Source organism: Amycolatopsis sp. Poz14, assembly GCF_006704225.1.
Taxonomy (GTDB): domain Bacteria; phylum Actinomycetota; class Actinomycetes; order Mycobacteriales; family Pseudonocardiaceae; genus Amycolatopsis; species Amycolatopsis nivea.
Genome location: NZ_JACLHD010000001.1, coordinates 720,696 through 739,710 on the forward strand (window position 1 = coordinate 720,696; position 19,015 = coordinate 739,710).

The window sequence follows — 19,015 nt, forward strand, 5'->3', positions numbered from 1 at the left end:
CCTGTGCAGAGACTGTGGAGAACTTCCCGAAAACTCGTCCGGCGTGTCGTGCCGAACTGGTTCTTCGGCGTGTCGCACCCGTGTTGGTCCACCGCCCTGTGGATGGTTGCTACGCACGGTAGATCACTGCCTCGATAGGCTGAACGAAGGAGAATTCCCCACGCGGCCCAGCCGATGGCTGCGCACAGTGAGCGATCCGGCAAAAGCGCAGGTTAACCGCGTGCAAACGCGAAACCGGGTGAGGTTCACCGGCAAGACACCGCACGGTGCCGTGCCGGGAACCCCACCCGGAGTAACGCTCGGGTGCTCAGCCCAAGGCGCTTTGGGCCTGGCGGAGCCGTTCGGAGATCGCCTGCTGCGTGCCCGGAGTGAACACGATGAGCGGCTCCTTCCCCGGCCGCTCCTCCATCAGCCACCGGCCCTCGCTGGTGTCGATGAAGTTGACCGGCTTGGGCACCCGCCGCCGACGCCCGCCCTGCGGCCGGGACGCGACGTACAACGCGCCGCTTCCGGTGCGCGGCAGCTTCAGGATCCGCTGGATCTCCTTGAGCGGTGCCACGGTTTCGGTCCGCTGACCGCCGCCTCGCATGATGGAACCCTGCGGGACTTCGTCCGAGCCCGCGGTCCGGCCGCTCTCGTACTCGGCCCGGCTGGTGATGAGCGGCTGCCCGTTCGCGGCCTTGCCTGCCGGAATGAGATCGAGGAACGTCTGCAGCAGCAGGTCCGGTCGCTGGCGGGTGACCGTCACGACCTGCTCGCCTTGGACCCTGATCAGGCCGAAGCCGCCGCCGTTGCCGCTCCCGACCAGCGCGCCGTAGTTGGACGGGCTGTCGTCCTCGAACGCCCCGTCGAACCAGCCGTAGTACTCGATCTGCGGGTGCGAGACGGACTCGACCAGCGCGAGCAGATCGCGATCCATCCCGCGGGGGCCCATCAGCCCGGCCTCGGTCAGCACGGCGTTGACGTCCTGGTCGATGCGCCGTTCAGCCGTGGGGTCGTAGAACGTCGCCGCGTCGGCGATGACCTGGTGTGGTTCCCCGCCGCGGCGCTTGATCAGGTTGCACAAGGTGAGGAGGGTGAAGCGGGTGGGCCTGTCGAGAGTGATCACTGTGCCTGTCCTCATTCACCGATGACCGGCGGAACAGTCAGCTGATCCGACCCGAAGATCTCGTTGGCGTCCTCTTCCACCAGGTACTTGGTCTGGTGTTCCTCGTCGTCCTGGCCCTTTTGGCCGCCGCGGCCGCCGCCCATGCCGCCCATGCCCGAGGCTCCGGCCTTGCCCGCCGCGCCCGCGCCCATGCCACCGCCGCGAAGACCGCCCGCGCCGCCGACACCGGCTCCCGCGCCGCCCGCCGCCGCGCCCGAACCGGCACCGCCGGGACCGAAGCCCGCGCCGCCGAACGCGCCGGGCCCGAAGGCCGCACCGCTGCCCGCGCCCCCGCCGCTGCCGCCGGGACCGAACTGGCCCGCGCCGCCGCCTGCCGGCCCGAACGTGCTGGGGTTGAATTTCGCCGCGTCCGTCGCCGGAGGCGTCCAGCCCGAGGTCGTTGTCCCGTCGCCGGGTCCGGTGTAGCCGCCCGGCCCGGTCGGGGTGAACTTGCCCGGACCGTTCGGGTCGGTGAAGTGGCCCGGCCCGCCCGGCACGTTCGAGTGCGATCCGGGGCCGTTCGGGTCGAACTTGGGCGTGTCCACCTTGGGCGGGGAGAAGCTGCCGCCGCCACCGCCGATGCCACCGGTTCCGCCGGGCACGTTGCTGCCGGGGCCGCCGCCGTACTTGCCGGGGTCGCCGCTGCCGTCGGAGAGGTTGTTGCCCTGCCAGGCGCTGTACTGCGGCAACTGGCCCGCGTTCTGTCCGCTGGCGTTGAAGTAGTTCGTGTACGCCTGGACGTTGGCCTTGCTGTTGTCGTTGTACTGATTGATCTCGTCGTCTTTGTCGCTCAACGGGTTGATCCCGTCGAGGAACCCGGCCGACGGCGGATCCTTGGGCAGCTGCTGCACCTTGCCCTTGACCGTGTGGAAGCAGTCGGCCTGCGTGTTGAGGTACGTGTGGCTCTTGTTCAGGTTCTGGACGGAGTCCTCGAGCCAGGTCTTGAGCGGGTGCGCGCCCGCCTGCGCGGCGGTGGCGCCGCCGCCCTGCCAGGCCGCGTCCATTTTCTTGTTCAGATTGTCGATCTCGGTCGCCCGCTTGTCGTGGGCGTCTCCGAGGCTCTTGGCCGACGCGACCCCGGTGTCGAGCGAAGACGTGTCGCCCGCGTGGATCTTCTCGTAGATCGTGTACGCGTCGATCGAGCGGCCGCCGAGGTCCGCCGACATTTGCTGAGCTTCGGGACCGCCGCTGAACAGGCCGACCAGACCGCCGACGACGGCGCCGACGCCAGCGCCGACCGCGGTGCCCACACCGGGTACGACCGACCCGATGGCGGCCCCGGTCCCGGCGCCGATGGCCATGCCTTTCAGCTCTTTGCCTACGGTATTGGCGTCATTCCCCATGATGAGCCATTCCTTCCGTGCTGGGCAGAGGTCGAGTGACGATCACGACGCCCCCTGGAGATGTCCGATCATCGCGGTGGCGAACTTCTTCGCGATGCTGCAGGGGTCCTTCTTGTTCGAACCCATGCTGATGTTCGGCAGGACCGAGACGGCGAGCTGGTCGGTGACGCCGACCCAGAGGGTGCAGATCCCGTTCGAGCGGCTGTCCTCGGTACCGGCGAAGACGGCCGGGTAGCCGTTGACCGTGGTGGGTTCGAAGTAGGCCTGCTTGGCCTTCTGGTCGTAGATGTCGCTGATCCCGCGCTTGTTCTGCTCGATCGGCGTGTTGTTGACGAAGTTCAGGTTGCTTCCGGAGGAAGTCCAGCGGCACCCGTTCAACACGCCGGAGCTCTTCTCGCCGGGATACTTGAGACCGACCTGTGCTGCCTCCGCGGCGTTGAGCACGCTGCACGGATCGGCGAGCAAGTCCTTGGTAGGCAGCGGGGCCGGAACCTTGGGTCCCGAGCCGCCGCTGTCGGCCGGGCTGCTGGCCGGCGGCTGAGCAGTTCCTCCGGTCCCGCCGGTCTCACCGCCGCAGGCGGAGGCGGCGAGCAAGCCGATCGTGGCGACGGCAGCGGTGGCGAGTCGGACGGTGCGGTGCGGCATCTGGTGCTCAGACTCCCTTTGCCTGCTGGTTCAACGTGTCGCGGTTTTGCTGCTCCGAGACGGAGATCTTGTTCTTGGCGGCCCGCAGCGCGGTGATGAAGTTGGAGACGTAGTCACGCATGCGCTCGTGCTGCTTGAGCAGGGTCTCGCCGGATGGATTCGCGCCCTTGTTGACGAAGTCCTCGCTGGCGAACTCCTGAGCGGGAGGCTTCACGTTCTTGATGTTGTTCGCGTCGGCGAGATCGTCGTTCAGGTGGGCGAGCAAGTCTTCCCACTGCTTGATGACCGAGTCGACCTCGTCCTCGCTGAACTTGTACCCGCCGGCCGTTCCGTAGCCGCCGACCATGATCGGAGCGGGTGGTGGCACATCGGACATCCGGTTGACCCCCTTTGGCAACTCTCTCGCTCCCCAAACGGCGAGATCAGCACCTTGGATGGTAACGCACGGCACTTGGTTCCCGCTCCGCGTTCACGAATCTGCGAAAGTGCCTCCGAGCTGCGGACTTAGGCCGTATCGCAGATCTCGAAGAGGTCACGAACCGCCCGGGGGACGGCCAGAAACGAAACCGCCCCCGGGAGGATCTCCCGGGGGCGGTTTCACGGAAAAGCCGTCAGTTCGCGGCCACAGCCTTGACCTCGAGGCGGAGGTCCACCTTGACGTTCGGGTGCAGGCGCGCGTTGACCGAGTGCTTGCCGACCGTCTTGATGTGGTCGCGCAGGTCGAGGACGCGCTTGTCGAGCAGCGGGCCGCCCTGGGCCTTGATCGCGTCGACGATCTCGCCGGCGGTGATCGAGCCGAAGAGCTTCTTCGAGCCCGCCGCGGCCTTGCCGGTCAGCTGGATCGCGCCGAGGCCCTCGAGGGTCGCCTTGATTTCCTTGGCGTGGTCGAGGTCGCGGATGCGGCGGGATTCCTGTGCGCGCTGGATCGTGCGCACGTTCTTTTCCGCGCCCTTGCTGGCCACGATCGCGTAACCGCGCGGCAGCAGGTAGTTGCGGGCGTAGCCGTCCTTGACCTCGACGATGTCGCCGGGGCCGCCGAGGTTCGCCACGTCCGTGGTGAGAATGATCTTCGCCATGACTAGTGCTCCCCTCAGCGCGCGGTGGACGTGTAGGGCAGCAGAGCCATCTCGCGCGAGTTCTTCACCGCGATGGCGATGTCGCGCTGGTGCTGGCTGCAGTTGCCGGTGACGCGACGGGCACGGATCTTGCCGCGGTCGGAAATGTACTTCCGCAGCAGGTTGGTGTCCTTGTAGTCGATCGTTTCCGGGCGGCCCTTCTTCTCGGCCTTGCAGAACACGCAGACCTTCTTCTTGGGCTTGCGAATGGGTGGCTTGGCCACTGTTGTACTCCTGGAATTCTAGAAAGAGATGAGATCAGAACGGGGGTTCGTCGGAGAAGCCTCCGCCGCCACCGCCCGCGGGCGGGGCCGAGCCCCACGGGTCGTCGGCGGGCGCGCTGTTGCCGCCGCCGCCGCGATTGCCGCCGCCTCCGTTGAAGCCGCCGCCTCCGCCGCCGAAGTCACCGCCGCCGCCGCCACCGCGGCTGACCTTGTTGACCTTCGCCGTCGCGTAGCGCAGCGAGGGGCCGATCTCGTCGACCTCGAGCTCTACGACGGTGCGCTTCTCGCCTTCCTTGGTCTCGAAAGACCGCTGCTTCAGCCGCCCCTGCACCACCACGCGGGCGCCCCGCGTGAGCGACTCGGCGACGTTCTCCGCCGCCTGCCGCCAGATGTTGCAGCGCAGGAACAGCGCCTCGCCGTCCTTCCACTCGCCGCTCTGGCGGTCGAGGGTGCGCGGGGTGGACGCGACGGTGAAGTTCGCGACCGCCGCACCGGACGGGGTGAAGCGCAGCTCCGGGTCGGACGTCAGGTTCCCGACCACGGTGATGACGGTGTCTCCAGCCACGGATGGCGTCCCTTCGGATCGGGCTCGGATCAGGCCTTGGCGGGCGCGGGCTTGGCCGCGGCCTTGACCTCGCGGCGCATGACCTTGGTGCGCAGCACGGTTTCCTGCAGCGACAGCTGGCGGTCCAGTTCCTTGACGGCCTCGGCCGTCGAGTTCAGGTCCAGCAGCGCGTAGATGCCCTCGGCGTTCTTCTTGATCTCGTACGCCAAGCGACGGCGGCCCCACACGTCGACCTTCTCGACGCTTCCGCCCGAAGTGCGGATCACGTTGAGGAAGTTGTCCAGCGTGGGCGCGACCGTACGCTCGTCGAGCGTCGGGTCCAGGATGACCATTACCTCGTAATGGCGTGACATAACCACTCACCTCCTATGGGCTCGCGGTCACGGCGGATCCGTGACAGGAGGGTTTGTCCAGGTAAGCGTACCCGGCGGGTCCGACAGTCCGGTGCGGCGGGTCAGCTGACGCGGCGCAGCACCCAGGTGCGGACGAGCCCGGCGGTGACGCCGGCCAGCACGATCACCGCGAGCAGCATCGGCAGCTGGACGTCCGAGGCGCCGCCCTGGCTCGCCAGCGCCTCGGCGTTGCCCGCGTTGCGGATGTCCGGGCCCTGCTGGCCCTGCGGGTCCTGTCCGGCCGACGGCTGCTGCGGCAGCGCGCCCGAACCGGGCAGCGAGCCGTACCGCGCGCCGGGCGCGATCGCGGTGCCCAGCACGCCCGGGTTGCCCGGGGTCGCGGTCGGGATGTTGCCGTAGTCGCGCGGCGGGGCGATCCCGGTCGAACCCGGCTGGTAGTCGCCGAGCGGGTTGCCGCCGCCGTTCTGCGCGGGCGCATTGCCGTTCGACTGGGTGCCGCCGTGCGACGGCGAGCTCGAGGACGACGGTGCCTGGTAGTTGTTCGCCACCGTGGTGAGCCCGCACGCGGACGCGACGCCGCTGCGGATCCCGTTCAGCACCTTGGTCTTGGTGTCCGGCAGCACGCCGAGACCCCACTCGTCCTTCAGCGCGTTCGAGACGACCTGGCCGATGGCGTCACCGCTGATCGTGCCGCCCGCGGCGTTCGGGATCGCGCCGACCTGCAGGTTGCCCTTGTTCGCGATGGCGTTCGCCAGCGAATCCGGCCACACGGTGAGCAGCCGCCAGAAGTTGACCTGGTCCTTCGCCGACTGGCGGACGATCTCCTTGACCGCCGAACCGGGCACGACGACCGCATCGCCCATGCCGCCGGTGACCGAGCCCTTGCACTGGTTCGCGAGCGTGGTCGCCGCGGACGCGGTGCCGGTGCCCAGGAACGCGCCGCCGGTGAAGAGGGCGGCGAGGGCGGTGACGGTGAGTGCTCGACGGGTTCGCTTCCAGGTGGGGATTTTCCGCACGAGCACTATCCTCCGGGGTCCGCGGGCATGGTTCGTCGCATCAGGAACAACGAATGGACTCCGGTAAAGATACTGGTGAGTTGGCCTAACCTGCAGCGGCCATTCGGCGGAGCACCCAGGTGCGGACCAGGCCCGCGCTGACTCCGGAGAGTGCCAAAACTGCCACCAGAACTGGCCAGTCCAACCCGTTCGTGTGGTTGCCGCCGGTGCCGGGCAATGCCTGGGCGTTACCCGCGTTCTGGATGGTGCGGTCGCCGCCGTTCGAGCCGTCCGGGTTGGAAATGCCGTATTGCGGCGCGTAACCCGGGATTTGGCTGCCGTAGCGCAGCGACGGCGACGGGCTGAACAATCCGGCCATCGCCATCGGGATGCCGCTGTAATCGCGCATCGGCGCGTATCCGGTGTTGTAGCCGTACGACAAATCGCTGAAGTTCGGCAGGAACGCCGAGAACGGCGCGGCCCCGCCGCCCGCTCCGCCGTAATCGCCGAGCACCGGGCTGGTCGAGCCCGGCATCTGGGACTGCTGACCTGGCGATCCGCCCTGCTGCGGGCTGCCGCCGTTTCCGCCGGACGACGGCGGTTGCTGCGGGTTCGGACCCGGGTTCTGCTTGCCCGGCTGGCCGCCGGTGAGGCCCTGGCCGACGGCGGCGACGCCCTGCTGCACCGCGGCGGTGCCGCCCGCTACCGCGCCGTTGACCGCGCTCGCGGCGGGCGCGCCGATCACCGGGACCGGCGAGACGACGGTGTTGACCACGTTCACCGTGACCTTGCAGACCGTGCCGAGGACTGTGTTGACGGTGCCGGTGAGCACGCCCGAGACCTGGCCGACGATGCCGAGGTCGAGCGGGAGCCCGAGAAGGGTGCCCTGGACGTGGTCGCCCGGCTTCGCGGTGATGGTGGAACCGCAGGGCGTGGTGAGAGTGTCCGCCGACGCGGTTCCTGGTGCGGCGAGCGCGGCCGAGCCGGCCAGGACGAAAGCGGCGGCGCCCACCGCGGTGGCCCTCCGTGCCCGGTGCTGCTGCATGGCCGTCGACCCTTTCGCCGCGTCCGTTGTACCTGCCTTGCTGTGGACAACGACGGTAACGAAGACGAGTAACGCCCGCCTCCCCTCCGAGGTCAGGCATTCGGGTGGAAGCGGGCGCTACTCAGGGTAAGAGTCAGGCGGGCTTGCGCCGCAGCCACGCGCGCACCAGCGCGGCGGCCACCAGCGCGAGCGCGAGCACCGCGATCAGCAGCGGCAGCCGGGCGGGCGGATTGGCCGCGGGCAGCGCCTCGGCGGTGCCGGACTTCTTCGCGTCGACGGTCGGCACCTGGTCCTGCGGCAGCTGGCCGGGCACGACCTGGGTGACGATCGGGGCCTGCACGAAACTCGCCGGGAGCATCGCGGCCCCGGTGAAGATGCCGGACACCGAGTCGAGGCCGGACAGGTCGCCGCTGACCGACGTCACCGGGCCGAGCGTGTCGCCGCCGGGGGCGGGCTGGCCAGGGCCGCCGGGGCCGGGAGCCGGGGACGGCGGGTTCGGCGTGGGGTTCGGCGGCTTGGGGTTCGGCGGCGGGCTGGGAAGCGGGGTTCCCGGAAGTCCGCCGACCAGTCCCTGGGTCGCGTTGCCGACGCCGTTCCCCGCGGCCTGCACGAACGGGCAGGTGTCCTTCGCGGCCGTCTCGCCAACGACGGGGGCCTCGCCGACACCCAGCGCGCGAACGGTGTCGCCGACCGGGAGGTTGAGCAACGTGTTGTTGCCGTCGGTCTGCTTCGCCTTCGAATCGAGGCCGACGGTCAGCCGGTTCGGCGCGTTGAGCGGGGCGCCCGCGTCGAGCGCGAGGCCGGTGCCGTCCTTGCCGTTCTGCAGGGTGGATTCGCAGTCGCCGGTCACCGTCGGGCTCGGGTCCGCGGACGCGGTGGCGGGAAAGGCCAGGACCGCCGACAGCAGCGGCGCCGCGAGCGCGACTCCCAGCGAAATCGTCCGTCCAGCGCGTTTCCGCATGTCTTTCCTCCCCCGACTGGATCACGGAACGCGCTCACGGTACTCCACGAGCGTCACCAACTCGGGCCGAAGGGGGAGATTCGCCCGGTAGTAGCGTCAGGGCATGCAGATTGGCGCCCATGTCCGCGACGACGATCCGCTGGCCGCCGTCGCCGAGCGAGAAGCCGACGTCGTCCAGTTCTTCCTCTCCGACCCGCAGGGGTGGAAGGCACCGAAACCGCATCCGCACGGCGAGGAGATCAAGGCCTCCCCGGTCGAGGTGTTCATCCACGCGCCGTACCTGATCAACGTCGCGTCCAAGAACAACCGCATCCGCATCCCGTCCCGCAAGAACGTCACCCAGCACGCCGACGGGGCCGCCGCGATCGGCGCGAAGGGCCTGATCGTGCACGGCGGGCACGTCGGCGCGGGCGACGACGTCGAGGAGGGCTTGGTCAACTGGCGCAAGCTTTTCGAGCGCGAAGCGGAAAAGGGCGGCTTCGCGGTGCCGATCCTGATCGAGAACACCGCGGGCGGCGACAACGCGATGACCCGCGAACTCGACGTCATCGCCCGGCTGTGGGACAAGGTCGGCGAGTTCGGCGCGGGCTTCTGCCTCGACACCTGCCACGCCTACGCGGCCGGCTGGGATCTCGCGACCGCGGTGGAGAAGGTCAAGGCCATCACCGGCCGGATCGACCTGGTGCACTGCAACAACTCCCGCGACGAGCACGGTTCCAACCGCGACCGGCACGCGTCGGTAGTCGACGGCGACGGCACGATTGAACCGGAGCTGCTCGCCGAGGTCGTGCGCCAGGCGGGTGCGCCGGTGGTCGTCGAAACGCCGGGCGAAGGCCAGGCCGCCGACATCGCGTACCTGCGCAAACAACTCGCCTGAGCGGCCGTGAAGGACTCCTTGAGGGAATCAGGTTCCCGGAAGGAGTCCTTCACGGACTTCAGGAGACGGGTTGCTCGGTGCGGGAGCGGCGGAAGGACGCGAAGGTGACCTTGTCGCGGGCCCGTTCCAGGACGCCGCCCGCCGGGTCGTCGTCGCCGGAGAGCCGGACCAGGTCGGTGCGCGGCCGGTAGATCTCGCGGAGCACCAGCACGCACAGCCCGACGACGGCGAGGTCGCGGATGACCACGCCGCCGAGGAACCAGCCCGCGGGCAGTCCTTTGTGGTCGACGCCGAGGTAATAGAACATCCGGGGCGCCCACACCGCCGCGTCGATGACCATCCACGCCAGCAGCGGCCGCCAGCGCGGGATCGCCAGCACCGCCAGCGGGACGAGCCACAGCGAGTACTGCGGGCTCCACACCTTGTTCGTCAGCAGGAACGCAGCCACGACAAGGAAAGCCAGCTGCCCGAACCGAGGCCGGCGCGGCGCGGTGAGCGCGACGTACGCGATTCCCGCGCAGCAAGCCAGGAACAGCACCGCGACCACGATGTTCAGCACCGTCGGCGACTGTCCTTTTTGGAGTACGCCGTCGAAGCCCGCCCAGCCGGTGGCGTAGGAGACCACGTTGTAGAGCGAATCCGGGTCCATCGGGCGCAACGTGTTGAGCCGGAAGAACTCCCACCAGCCGCGCGGCGCGGCCACGATGAACGGGACGTTCACCACCAGCCAGGCCAGCACGGTGAACGCCGCGGTCCGGCTCCACGCGCGCAGTTTCCCGGCGCGCAGGCACAACAGGAACAGCACGCCGAGCAGCAGCAGCGGATACAGCTTGGTGGCGACGCCGAGTCCGAACAGGACTCCGGCGACCTCCGGGCGTTTTCGCGACCACGCCAGGATCCCGGCGGCGGTGGCCGCGGTGGCGAGCGCGTCGAAGTTCGTGAAGGTATGGACCAGTACCAGCGGTGAGATCGCGACGAGCACCGCGTCCCACGGCCTGCGTTTCGTCGTCCGCCCGGTGGCCCACACGGTGACCAGCCAGGCGAGCGCGAGCCAGAACGCGGAGATGTTGAAGTAGATCGCCACCGGCAGCGCGCCGGGCAGCCAGCCCGCGTTCGCGACCGAGGTCCAGCCCGCCGCGAGTTTCGCGTTGATCCACTGGAACAGGCCGGTGACCACCGGGTATTCCATGTACCGGGTCTGGTTCTCCGCGGTCTGCGAATCCTCCTGCCACGACGTGACGTAGGGGAAGGTGCGCGCGTCGTCGAGCTTTTCCGAGCTGTAGAGCGGGACGATGTCGGAGTAGCACATCGCGACGAACGGACGGCCGGAGCGCCAGTCGAGCTGGTGCACGCCGTTGGAGTCGCTGTACTGCTGAATGCACGAGGCTTTGCCGAACCAGCACACGACGAGCGCGAGCACGGCCATCGCGAGCCCGACGCGCTGCGGCGACCAGAACCACTGCCTGCCGACCGCCGCGTGCTCGCCGAGCGGACCGCCGACGGGTCTCGTCGCCGCGGCCACCAGCGGGTCGTGCCGGCTGGGGGCGATCCGCTCCGCCGGGGTCAGCGTGCGGGGAGCCGAATCCGGCTCTTCGGCGGCGGCGGGCTGGGAGACGCGGGACACGTCGGGATGCTATCGGTCCGCGGGTGGGGTGCCGGTCATTTCGGATCCTCGTAAAACCCGGCAAGCACCTCGAAAGCGGCACCGAGGGCCACCGCCTCCTCGTCGAGGTCGCTCAATTCGACGTCGATGCGCTGCCAGTACGGCACCGGCAGCAGATCGCGCAGCTGTTGCGAGACCGTTTCGCGGTAGACCTCGGGCGCGCCGCGGACCGTCCGTCCGAACAGGACGATCCGTTCCAAATCGAGCACCTGCACCAGGTCGGCGAGCCCGATGCCGAGCAGCCGGGCGGCGTCGTGCGGGGTGCCGGCGGCGCGGTGCATGACCTCGACGCAGCCGCGGCGTCCGCAGGCGCAGCGCGGTCCGGCGTAGGCGATGGTGGTGTGGCCGAACTCACCCGCGTTGGTGCGCGGGCCCCGGTAGACGCGTCCGTCGATTAGCAGGCCCACCCCGATTCCGGTGCCGACCAGGACCACCGCGGTCGCGGCCGAGGTTTCCTCCGGCCAAGCATGGGCGAAGGCGGCGGAGTTGGTGTTTTTGTCCAGCGTGACCTGCAGACCGGTGCGTTCGGCGAGCAGATCGCGCAGCGGAACGTCGTGCCAGCCGGGCATGTTCGTGGCGTCGCGGACGCGGCCCGCGTGGTGGTCGAGCGGTCCCACCGCGCCGACGCCGAGCCCGAGCACGCGCGCCGGATCGACGTCGGTGACCAGTTTGCGCACGGCGTCGGCGATCGCGGTCACCGCGGCTTCGGGGCCAAAGCCGATTGGCAGCGGGCCCTCCACGATCTCCTCGACCTCGCCGGTCAGGCCGGTGCGCAGCACGAGAAAGCCGTCGCGGTCGAGTTGTGCGCCGAGTGCGCAGCGGGCTTCCGCGCGCAGCCGCAGCATCGTGCGCGGTTTGCCGACCCCGGCCGCGGGGGCGCGTTCGACGTCCAGCAGCCCTTCCGGAAGCAGGTCGGACACGATTTTCGACACCGCCTGCTGGGTCAGCCCGGACCGCTGTGCCAGTTCGACCCGGCTCAGCCCGCCCGCGCGCAGGATGTGCCCGAGCAGCAGCGCGCGGTTGTGGCGTCGCAGCCCGCGCAGGTTGACGCCGGTTTCCGCCATCGGCCGATCATCGCGGACGGGTGGCCTATTACGCAACAGTGTTGTTTAATAGGGGCCATGGCTGATGACGCGCGGGTCGGCATCCTCGGATACGGGATCGGCGGCCGGGTTTTCCACGCGCCGCTGGTCGCGGCGACCCCCGGCCTGGTCCCGGCCGTGCTGGTGACCGCGAACCCGGACCGGGCCGCCCAGGCGCGCGCTGACCACCCGGGCGCCGAAGTGGTCCCGGACGCGGACGAACTTTTCGCCCGCGCGGGTGATCTCGACCTGGTCGTGGTGACCACGCCGAACCGCACGCACGTGCCGCTCGCCCTCCGCGCGATCGAGGCTGGCCTTCCGGTGGTCGTGGACAAGCCGTTCGCGCCGACCGCGGCGGAAGCACAGCAGGTCGTCGACGCGGCGAAAGCCAAGAACGTCGGCCTCACGGTCTTCCAGAACCGTCGCTGGGACTCGGATTTCCGGACCGTCGGCAAGGTGCTCGAATCCGGTCGCCTCGGCACCGTCTTCCGCTTCGAATCCCGCTACGACCGCTGGGTGCCGAAGATCAAGGACAACTGGCGCGAGTTCGGCGACCCGGCCGAGGCGGGCGGTCTGCTGTACGACCTCGGCGCGCACATCGTCGACCAGGCGCTGCAGTTGTTCGGGCCGGTCGCTCAGGTGTACGCGGAGGTGGATCGCCGCCGCCCCGGCGTCCAGGTGGACGACGACGTGTTCGTGGCTCTGCATCACACGAACGGCGTGCGGTCGCACCTGTGGTCGTCCGCGCTCGCCGGCACTCGCAACCCGCGTTTCCGCGTGCTCGGCGATCAGGCGACGTTCACGAAATACGGCCTCGACGTCCAGGAACCGCAGATCAAAGCCGGTCTCCGCCCCGGCGACGACGGCTGGGGCGTGGAGCCGGAAAGCGACGCCGGCCTGCTCGGAGTGAACGACGAAACCGAAGCGGTGCCGACCGAAACCGGTTGCTACGAAGCGTTTTACGCCCAGGTCCGGGACGCGCTGCGCGGCGAGGCGGACTTCCCGGTGGACCCGGCGAGCGCGGTCGAGACTTTGCGCGTGATCGAAGCCGCGCACCGCTCGGGCGCCGAAGGACGCGTGATCACACTCGGCGGCTGAGGCCGCCCTCCGAACGGCCGTGGCCGCGACGGCCTCCCCCCACCGTCGCGGCCACGGCCTTTTCCTTACTCCTGCGGCGGATCCTCGCCCGTCGACGGACCGCCGCTAGGCGGGTTGTGCGTCGACGACGGCTTGCCCGACGGCCAGTGCGGGAGCCCGCTCGGCCAATGCGGCTGGCTGGGCCCGCCGGAGATCGGCCCGCCGTGGTCGTTGCCGTCGCCGCCCGGGTCCGGCTGGTTGCTGTCGGTCTGCTGCGGCGGATGCTCGTCGCCCGCGTTCTCGTCCCCCTGCGGCGGCGGGGCCTGCGCGCCGATCAGCTGCACCTGGTCGAACTTCTCCGCCGGCTTGCCCTTCAGGTATCCGTCGAGGAACTTCTGCCACATCGGACCCGCGATCGTCGAACCGTAGATCGGCGACGTGCCCGAACCGTGCAGCGCCTGGTCGCCGTCCGCACCGACCCACGCCGCGACCGAGACCGACGGCGTGTAGCCGACCATCCAGGTCTGCGCGTTCGCGTTCGCCGCCCACGCCGGTTCGCCCGCTCGCTTCGTGTGCTGCTGGGTACCGGTCTTGCCCGCGCATTCGTGGCCGGACGGGCACTTCAGGTGCGAGAAGTCGATCACCGGACCCAGCGCCATGGTCACGTTGCCCGCGATCTGCTTGGCCTTGTCCGCGCTGCTGTCGAACGCCGGCTTGCCCGCGCTCGGCTGCGCCTCGTAGGCGACCTCCTTCTGGGAGTTGGTCACCTTCAGCACGAAGTGCCGATCGCGCTGGATGCCGTTGGCGGCGAACGTCGCGTACGCGCTGGCCATGTCCGCGGGCGTGATCTGGGTGTTCCCGCCGCCGAGCGCGATGTTGGCGTCCGCGGTGGAGATCAGCGACTGGCCGCCGTTGTCCTTGGTCTTGACGCCCGCTTCCTGCGCGGCTTGCCCGACCGGGCCCGGATGCGTCTCGTTCAGCACCATGTCGTAGAACACCGTGTTCGCCGACCGTTTCATCGCCTCGGCGACCGTGCACTGCCCGGAGCAGCTGGAGCTGGGACCCGCGTTGCGCACGACGCGGCCGTCGAAGACCCGGTTGTTGCTGCCGTCGAACGTCGAGTTGATGCCCTTGCCCATCTTCAGGAACGCGGTGAGGTCGAACGCCTTCATCGACGAACCGGGGTTCTGCGGCGTGTTCGCCCAGTCGCGAGCGCCCTGCTTCTTCCCGTTCACCTCGATGGTCGCCGGCCCGCCGTAGTACGCGAGCACCCCGCCGGTCTTCGGATCGACCGCCACCAGCGAATCGAGCAGCCGGTCGTCGGACTGGTCCTTCAGCGCGTCGGTCGCCGTCTGGGTCGCGACTTCCTGGGCGTGCTTGTCGATGGTGGTCTGGACCGTGTAGCCGCCCGAGTAGTACTTGTCGTCGTCGATGCCGTGCTGCGCCAGTTCGGCCTTCACCTGGGTGACGACGAATTTGTAGGGCGCGTTCGCGTCGTCCTTCGACTCCTCCAGCGGGATCACGTCCGGGAACTTCGCCGACTGCCGCTGCTGCGCGGTGATGTACTTGTTCTCGAGCATCCGGTCGAGCGCGGTGTTCCAGCGGCCTTGGGCCACCTTCGGGTTCTCCGAACGGCCCGGCTGCTGGATCAGCCCGGCGAGCAGCGCCGCCTCGGAGTAGTCCAGCTTGGAAACGTCCTTGTGGAAGAAGGCCTGCGACGCCGCGCCGATGCCGTACGCCCCGCGCCCGAAGTAAATGATGTTCAGGTACGCGGTGATGATGTCCTGTTTCTCGTACGTCTGGTTCATCTTGAAGGACTTCGCCAGCTCGGTCCATTTACGGGTGAGCGTCGGGGCGTCGTTGTCGGTGGCCTTCTTGATGTACTGCTGCGAGATCGTGGACCCGCCGCCCGCCTTGCCGGTGAGCTGGTTGAACGCCGCGCGGAGCAGACCGGTGACGTCGAAGCCGGAGTTGGTCTCGAACGTCGAGTCCTCGGTCGCGATCACCGCGTGCTTCACCACGTCCGGGATCTGCGCCGGGGTGAGGATCTGCCGGTTGCCGCCGGGAGGCACGTCCTTGCCCATCGGGCTGCCGTCGGCGTAGAGGTAGGTCACGGCCTGGTTCTGGCCCTGCGCGATGCTCTGCGGCGAGGGCACGTCGACCATGAAGTAGGTGATCACGAAGGCGATCGCCGGGATCACGATGAAGATGCCGACGAACGCGTACGCACAGCGCCGGATGATCTTCCAGCGTCTCTTTTTGCGCTGCGCGGGCGTGCGGCCCTTCTTGTCCAGGTCTTCCGCCGGATACCCGTCGTCCGGGTCGAGCGGACCCTCGTCGCGGTACTCCGCGTCCCGGTAGCCGTCGTTGCGATAGCCCGGATCGCGGTAATCGTCCTCGATCATCCGGTGGGTCATCAGCTCCGGCTCGCGCTGCGGCGGCGGAACCGGGCGGCGGCCCGGAGGCGGCGGGCGGCGGCCGGGCGGCGGCGGAGAACCCGCCGGACCGGTCGGGCCGGCGGCGGGACGCTGCGGGCCGCGCGCCCACGGCGGCGGTCCGGGCTGGGACGGAGGTGGTTGACGCCGCGGGTCGGGATCCCGGTCGGGCCAGGAGCGGCTGCGGTCGTCGTTCACTGCGGATCCTCTTCTCGGACACGGGCAGCCTGCGGACGCAGAAGGCCCTCTGATGACCAGACGCGGCAACCCCGGTCGAGGTTCACTCTCCTGGCCGATCCCCTTCGCGGGGGAGGAGACCGTCGGTGAACCTACCGCACCCCCAGCCGGGCGGTACCGGCAAAAAGAGGCTCCTCTCCGCGGTGGAGAGGAGCCTCTTTTACTAATCCGACCAAAAGTAGGCCGACCCCGCAGCGGCACGTAACCGTTGCAGCGAAGTCATTCGGCCGTGGCTGTGGTCGGATTAGTAACGATCGGCACAGTCGGGGTTCGGGCGCGGGTCAGCCGGTGCGCCGCGGCGGTTCGCCGTTCACCACAGGACCGCCGCCGCTGCCGGGGTTGCCGCCGTCGGTGCCGCCGCCGAAGATGCCGCCCGGTCTGGTCGGGCTGGTCGTCGTCGAGGACGGCGGATGCGACGAGCTGGTCGGCGGTGCCGACGACGAGGACGTCGTGGACGGCGGCGGAGCCTGCTCGCTGGACGTCTCGCGCGGCGGCGGGGGCGCCTTGCTCGAGGTGACGACCTCGTCCGCGTCCTTGCCGATCGGCTGGACCTTGTCGAACTTCTCGCCCGGCTTGTCCTTCAGGTAGTTCGTGAGGAAGTCCTGCCAGGCCGGCCCCGCGACCGTCTTGCCGTAGATCGGCTTGCCGTTCTTGTCGTGCAGCGGCTTGTTGCCGTCGCCGCCGACCCAGACCGCGGCCGACACCGACGGCGTGTACCCGACCATCCAGGTCTGGGCGTTGCGGTCCCGGTACGAACTCGGGTCGCTGTCCTTCGGGTCGTACTGCTGGGTACCGGTCTTGCCCGCGCACTCGTGGCCGCTCGGGCACTTGAGGTGCGATTCGGCGATGACCGGGATGAGCGCGTCGGTCACATTGCCCGCGATCTGCTTGCTCTTGTCCGCGCTGTCGTCGAACGCGGGCTTTCCCTGCCCGTTGGTGTCGTCGAAGATGACCTCGTCCTGGGAGTTGGTGAGCTTCGCGACGAAGTGCTGGTCACGGCGCAGGCCGCCGGAGGCGAACGACGAATAGCCGGCGGCCATGTCCTCCGGGGTGACCGAGGTGGCACCACCGCCGAGGGCGATGTTGGCGTCGCTCGTACCGAGCTTGGCCTTGCCCTTCGGGGCGGGAATCACGCCCGCCTCCTTCGCGGCTTCCGCGACCCTGGCCGGTTTCGTCCAGTTCAGCACCATGTCGTAGAACACGGTGTTCGCCGAGACCTCCATAGCCTTCTTGACCGTGCACTGCGGACCGCAGCTGGCGCTCTCGCCCGCGTTGCGGACCACGCGCCCGCCGAGTTCGCGGTTGTTGGTGCCGTCGAAGGTTTCGCCGAGCCCCTTGCCCATTTTGAGCCAGGCGGTGAGGTCGTAGGCCTTCATCGACGAGCCGGGGTTCTGCGGGGTGTTCGCCCAGTCGGTGGCGAGCACGTCCTTGCCCGCGTCGTTCTTCACCGTGGTCGGCCCGCCGTAATAGGCGAGCACGCCCCCGGTTCTCGGGTCGACGGCGACCAGCGCTCCCCGGAGGTTCTCGTCGGTCTGGCCCTCCATGTTGTCCTGGACTGCCTGCACCGCAGTCTTCTGTGCGTTCGGGTCGATCGTGGTGTAGATCTTCGCGCCCGTGGAGTACAGCTTGTCCTCGTCGTAGCCCTTGTCTTTCAGCTCGTCGAGGATGCGCTGCTGGATAAAGTAGTCCAGGGTGCCCGCGTTTTCCTTTTTCTGCGAATCGCGCGGGATCATCGTGGGAAGCTGCGCGGCCTTGCGGTCGGCGGGCGAGAGCCAGTGGTTGGCCACCATCTGGTCCATCACGTAGCTCCACCGCTTCTGGACGTACGCGGTGTCGCGGTCGCGGCTCGGGCCCTGGATCATCCCGGCGAGCAGCGCCGCCTCGGAAGCGTTGAGCTGGCTGACGTCCTTGCCGAAGTACGCCTTCGACGCGGCGGCGATGCCGTTCGAGCCGCGGCCGAAGAAGACGATGTTCAGATAGCCGGTGATGATGTCCGATTTGGACGTCTCGTTGTTGAGCTTGAACGACTTCGCCAGTTCGGTCCATTTACGCGTCAGCGTCGGGGCGTCGTTCTTGGTCGCCTGCTTGATGTACTGCTGCGAAATGGTCGAACCGCCGCCGGTGCCGCCGGTCGCCTGGTTGAAGACCGACCGCAGGATCGCCATCACGTTGAAGCCCGAGTTGGTCTCGAAGGTCGCGTCCTCCGCCGCGTACACGGCGTGCTTGACGACCTCGGGCACCTGGTTGGGCTGCAGCAGCTCGCGGTCGCCGCCCTCCGGGACTACCCGGCCCATCACCGATTTGTCGCCGTAATAGAAGGTGATCGGCTGGCTCTGCTTCGCGAGCACTTCCTGCGGCGAGGGCACGTCGACGGTGAAATAGGTGATCACGAACGCGATCGCGGGCACCACGACGAACAGGCCGAACATCGCGTACAGCACGCGCCGGACGATCTTCCACCGGCGTTTGCGGCGCTGCATCGGCGAGAGCGGGATCTTGGACTTCTTGCCGTCCTCCTCGCCTTCCGGGTCGTCCTCGAAGTCCGCGTCGTCCGAGTACTGCGCGAGGCGGGTTTCCTCGTCGTACGGGTCGTAGTGGTCGTCGTCGTACCGGTCGTCGTAGGGGGCGTAGCCGTTGTGCGCGGCGTGCGTGATCAGGTCCGGTTCGCGCTCCGCTTCCGGATAGGACGGCGGAGGCGGCGGCGGGACCCGGCGGCCTTGCGGCGGCCGTCCGCCGGGCGGCGGCTGCCGGAAGCCCTGGGTGGCGTTCCCGTTGGGACCGCCGTTCGGGCCGCCATTGGGACCGGGGCGTCCGGCAGGCGGCTGGCGACGCGGAGGGGGCGCGCCCTGTCCGTCGAGGATCTGCGACGCACGGGTGCCCGAACCGCGGTCCTGCGGGCCGGGGCCCTGGGGCGGACGGCCTTGCGGCGCGCGGTTCTGCGGCAGGCGCTGCGGACGGCGCGGTTCGTCGGCGGGCCACTGCGGACCGCCTTCGTCGCCGCTCGGCCATTCGGGACCGGCTTCGGCTCGCGGGGCGCGCGGCGGGCGCGGGCCGCCCGCGGGGGGACGGCGAGGCGGTGCGGGGCGCCGGGGCGCGTCGTCGGCTGGCCAGGCGGGACCGGGGTCCTCCTGCGGTCGCCGGGCACGGCGAGGTGCATCTGGCTCCTGGCTCGGCCAGGAGCGGTTGCGGTCGTCGTTCACGAATGGGCCTCCGAAGGCAGCACTGTCTGCACTGGCGCCGCCCCGCGTTCT

Annotated in this window: 17 protein-coding genes; 2 read left to right on the plus strand and 15 right to left on the minus strand. The window is 69.3% G+C overall.

Annotated features, from left to right (window positions below; all coding sequences use genetic code 11):
- Window positions 1-307: 307 nt before the first annotated feature.
- From FKO37_RS03635 to FKO37_RS03685, 11 genes are all read right to left on the minus strand, one after another.
- Window positions 308-1,108, minus strand: coding sequence for an ESX secretion-associated protein EspG (locus FKO37_RS03635; RefSeq protein WP_235146697.1), 801 nt, complete (start codon window positions 1,106-1,108; stop codon window positions 308-310).
- 11 nt (window positions 1,109-1,119) lie between these two features.
- A complete protein-coding gene (locus FKO37_RS03640; protein ID WP_238603727.1) occupies window positions 1,120-2,490 on the minus strand; it encodes a hypothetical protein in 1,371 nt (456 codons plus the stop codon).
- A gap of 42 nt (window positions 2,491-2,532) precedes the next feature.
- Complete coding sequence (locus FKO37_RS03645; protein ID WP_043831439.1) at window positions 2,533-3,135, minus strand: DUF3558 domain-containing protein; 603 nt, start codon at window positions 3,133-3,135, stop codon at window positions 2,533-2,535.
- Window positions 3,136-3,142: 7 nt separating this feature from the next.
- Window positions 3,143-3,511 (minus strand): hypothetical protein, encoded by a 369-nt coding sequence (locus tag FKO37_RS03650; protein ID WP_081684814.1) that lies wholly within the window; start codon window positions 3,509-3,511, stop codon window positions 3,143-3,145.
- A 235-nt stretch (window positions 3,512-3,746) separates the two neighbouring features.
- Complete coding sequence (gene rplI, locus FKO37_RS03655) at window positions 3,747-4,211, minus strand: 50S ribosomal protein L9 (RefSeq protein ID WP_009085244.1); 465 nt, start codon at window positions 4,209-4,211, stop codon at window positions 3,747-3,749.
- Between the two features lie 14 nt (window positions 4,212-4,225).
- Window positions 4,226-4,474 carry a 30S ribosomal protein S18 gene (rpsR, locus tag FKO37_RS03660; protein WP_009085242.1) on the minus strand — a complete coding sequence of 83 codons (249 nt, stop codon included), beginning with the start codon at window positions 4,472-4,474 and terminating at the stop codon, window positions 4,226-4,228.
- 34 nt (window positions 4,475-4,508) lie between these two features.
- Window positions 4,509-5,039 carry a single-stranded DNA-binding protein gene (locus tag FKO37_RS03665; RefSeq protein WP_037809077.1) on the minus strand — a complete coding sequence of 177 codons (531 nt, stop codon included), beginning with the start codon at window positions 5,037-5,039 and terminating at the stop codon, window positions 4,509-4,511.
- Between the two features lie 29 nt (window positions 5,040-5,068).
- A complete protein-coding gene (rpsF, locus tag FKO37_RS03670) occupies window positions 5,069-5,392 on the minus strand; it encodes a 30S ribosomal protein S6 (RefSeq protein ID WP_093572314.1) in 324 nt (107 codons plus the stop codon).
- Window positions 5,393-5,493: 101 nt separating this feature from the next.
- A complete protein-coding gene (locus FKO37_RS03675) occupies window positions 5,494-6,414 on the minus strand; it encodes a hypothetical protein (RefSeq protein ID WP_037809075.1) in 921 nt (306 codons plus the stop codon).
- A 79-nt stretch (window positions 6,415-6,493) separates the two neighbouring features.
- Window positions 6,494-7,399, minus strand: coding sequence for a hypothetical protein (locus tag FKO37_RS03680; protein ID WP_238603728.1), 906 nt, complete (start codon window positions 7,397-7,399; stop codon window positions 6,494-6,496).
- 166 nt (window positions 7,400-7,565) lie between these two features.
- Window positions 7,566-8,393, minus strand: a complete 828-nt coding sequence (locus tag FKO37_RS03685) for a hypothetical protein (protein ID WP_238603729.1) — start codon at window positions 8,391-8,393, stop codon at window positions 7,566-7,568.
- A 103-nt stretch (window positions 8,394-8,496) separates the two neighbouring features.
- Here FKO37_RS03685 and FKO37_RS03690 point away from each other — a divergent pair, with 103 nt between their 5' ends.
- The gene (locus tag FKO37_RS03690) at window positions 8,497-9,270 is read left to right on the plus strand and encodes a deoxyribonuclease IV (protein WP_037809070.1); all 774 of its coding nucleotides are present in this window, start codon (window positions 8,497-8,499) and stop codon (window positions 9,268-9,270) included.
- 58 nt (window positions 9,271-9,328) lie between these two features.
- Here FKO37_RS03690 and FKO37_RS03695 read toward each other — a convergent pair whose 3' ends face one another.
- Together FKO37_RS03695 and FKO37_RS03700 are read right to left on the minus strand one after the other, a co-directional pair.
- Window positions 9,329-10,894 carry a glycosyltransferase family 87 protein gene (locus FKO37_RS03695; protein ID WP_134733998.1) on the minus strand — a complete coding sequence of 522 codons (1,566 nt, stop codon included), beginning with the start codon at window positions 10,892-10,894 and terminating at the stop codon, window positions 9,329-9,331.
- Between the two features lie 35 nt (window positions 10,895-10,929).
- Complete coding sequence (locus tag FKO37_RS03700; protein WP_238603730.1) at window positions 10,930-11,997, minus strand: ROK family transcriptional regulator; 1,068 nt, start codon at window positions 11,995-11,997, stop codon at window positions 10,930-10,932.
- Window positions 11,998-12,054: 57 nt separating this feature from the next.
- Here FKO37_RS03700 and FKO37_RS03705 point away from each other — a divergent pair, with 57 nt between their 5' ends.
- Entirely contained in the window at window positions 12,055-13,113 is a 1,059-nt protein-coding gene (locus FKO37_RS03705; protein WP_238603731.1) for a Gfo/Idh/MocA family oxidoreductase, read from the plus strand.
- A gap of 65 nt (window positions 13,114-13,178) precedes the next feature.
- Here FKO37_RS03705 and FKO37_RS03710 read toward each other — a convergent pair whose 3' ends face one another.
- Window positions 13,179-15,509, minus strand: coding sequence for a transglycosylase domain-containing protein (locus tag FKO37_RS03710; RefSeq protein WP_240014466.1), 2,331 nt, complete (start codon window positions 15,507-15,509; stop codon window positions 13,179-13,181).
- 536 nt (window positions 15,510-16,045) lie between these two features.
- Window positions 16,046-18,964, minus strand: coding sequence for a transglycosylase domain-containing protein (locus tag FKO37_RS03715; protein ID WP_238603733.1), 2,919 nt, complete (start codon window positions 18,962-18,964; stop codon window positions 16,046-16,048).
- Between the last annotated feature and the right edge of the window lie 51 nt (window positions 18,965-19,015).